The 1,636-nt window shown below is 58.9% G+C and carries 4 protein-coding genes; all 4 read left to right on the top strand.

Features of this window, described 5'->3' with window-relative positions:
- The first annotated feature begins 156 nt into the window (after nt 1-156).
- Genes ACE4YL_RS00735 through ACE4YL_RS00720 form a run of 4 tightly spaced genes read left to right on the top strand, consistent with a single transcriptional unit; the run spans nt 157 to nt 1,543 of the window.
- Nucleotides 157-567, top strand: a complete 411-nt coding sequence (locus tag ACE4YL_RS00735) for a hypothetical protein (RefSeq protein ID WP_461369011.1) — start codon at nt 157-159, stop codon at nt 565-567.
- A gap of 49 nt (nt 568-616) precedes the next feature.
- Entirely contained in the window at nt 617-1,099 is a 483-nt protein-coding gene (locus tag ACE4YL_RS00730) for a hypothetical protein (RefSeq protein ID WP_461369010.1), read from the top strand.
- Nucleotides 1,096-1,365, top strand: coding sequence for a hypothetical protein (locus tag ACE4YL_RS00725; protein ID WP_461369009.1), 270 nt, complete (start codon nt 1,096-1,098; stop codon nt 1,363-1,365). Before ACE4YL_RS00730 ends, ACE4YL_RS00725 begins: the two co-directional genes overlap by 4 nt.
- A 1-nt stretch (nt 1,366) precedes the next feature.
- The gene (locus ACE4YL_RS00720; RefSeq protein WP_461369008.1) at nt 1,367-1,543 is read left to right on the top strand and encodes a hypothetical protein; all 177 of its coding nucleotides are present in this window, start codon (nt 1,367-1,369) and stop codon (nt 1,541-1,543) included.
- The last annotated feature ends 93 nt before the right edge of the window (nt 1,544-1,636 follow it).

The following is a 1,636-nucleotide window of genomic DNA, read 5'->3' as shown; positions in this document are numbered from 1 at the left end:
GGCGATCCAGCGACTGGTAGAGCTCTACGCCGAGACCAACCAGACTGGCTTCATCGGACGCTATGAGGGCGATGGTATGCCGGTCCTGGAAGAAGCATTCGTGAGGGTGAAGCTGGGTTAACCCCCGGCTTCACTACTTTTTAAGGAGGTAAAATCATGAACCTGAGCAAAAATGTCAAGGTTGTTTTCGTAAAGGCCGGGCAGACTGCGGCCACATCCGCGGTCAATAGCGACGCCGTGGATCTCTCCGGCTACGAAGGCGTGATGTTTTTCGGCACTATCGCCACAGCCAACGCCGGGAACTACCTGCAGGTCGAGCAGAGCACCGCTGAAAACTTCGCGACCAAGTCCACCCTCGAGGGGGCGAAGATGGTCACCGCGGAGAACGGCGACGTCGCCTTTGTCGATGTCTACCGGCCGCAGGAGAAGCTGGGCAAGTATCTGCGGGCCAGCATCGTAAGGGGTGCGTCCACCGCGACGGGCTGCATCTACGCGATCCTTTACAGCGGCCGCGTGAAGCCCGAGGACTACGCCGAGCTGGCGGTAAGCCCCGCGGCAAGCGTGTAAGAACAGGGGCGGCCCTCGCGGTCGCCCTATCATTTTTTGGAGGTGCGAAATGACCTACATCACAAAGGTCTACAAAGACGAAGGCGGCGACCGGCAGGTTGTGGACGCTGGCGGCGAGCTGCTACTCAAAGGCAAGCTCACTGTTGCGGCCGGCGCAGAGGTAAACGACGGCGACGATGTCTACGTTGTCGTTGAGCCTGATGACGAAACCCTCGAAATCGACAGCGAATCTGGCGAGCTGCAGATCAAAGATGCAGGCGTGGATGAAGACAAGCTGGCCGCCACAGTTGCGGGCGCTGGGCTGACTGGTGGCGCAGGCGACCCCCTGGCGGTGAGCGTCGACGACACATCTCTTGAGATCGACGGCGACTCCGGCGAGCTGCAGATTAAGAGCCAAGACGCGATCGCAGACCTGGATCTGACCGCTGCTGCCGAATACACCGACTCAGAACTGCAGGCCGTTGCTGACAAGGTTGATGCAATCCTGGCGGCCCTGCGGCTGGCGAAGGTTATCAAGGCCGACGCGCCATGAAACTGATCAAAATGCGAACCCTCTCCGCTGGTCCTAACGGCGTCATGGAGCCGGGGCAGGCCTACCCGGTAGATGATAAAGCTGCAGCGGCCCTGGTTGACGGTGGCTTTGCTGACTACGCCGAGCCTCCACGTCTCGAAAAGGCAACCCGGCCCCTGGAGCCAGAAAGGGCGGTCAAGCCCGAGGCGGTCCACATCGGCGGCGGCTGGTATGAGTACGAAGGCAAGAAGTTGAGAAAGAACGACCTCCCGAAAGGGGTGCTGTAATGTGGCGCATCAGGAGATAACACAGATCCAGCGCTTCATCGGCGACGGCAGCGATATGCCTACTGAAAAAGTGCTGCCAGGTTCACTTTATTACAAGGTGACGGACGCGAATACCATCGTTGAAAAGTATATCTTTTTCGCCGGTGCCTGGTATCCGAAAGAAGTTGAGGAAGATTGAGGGTGATTAAATGGCTCTCAAGATCATAGTTCCCCCCATCACCGAGCCCGTCAGCCTCTCCGAGGCGAAGGCCCAGCTCCGCCTTGACATCGA

The organism is Candidatus Darwinibacter acetoxidans (genome assembly GCF_041936445.1).
GTDB lineage: Bacteria > Bacillota > Limnochordia > Darwinibacteriales > Darwinibacteriaceae > DTU010.
The sequence above is the reverse complement of the archived record's forward strand: the minus strand, read 5'-3'. Positions and strand labels throughout refer to the sequence as shown.

Coding starts and splice junctions, on each gene's coding strand:
- ACE4YL_RS00735 (WP_461369011.1), top strand. CDS start 157: ATGAACCTGAGCAAAAATGTCAAGGTTGTTTTCGTAAAGGCCGGGCAG.
- ACE4YL_RS00730 (WP_461369010.1), top strand. CDS start 617: ATGACCTACATCACAAAGGTCTACAAAGACGAAGGCGGCGACCGGCAG.
- ACE4YL_RS00725 (WP_461369009.1), top strand. CDS start 1,096: ATGAAACTGATCAAAATGCGAACCCTCTCCGCTGGTCCTAACGGCGTC.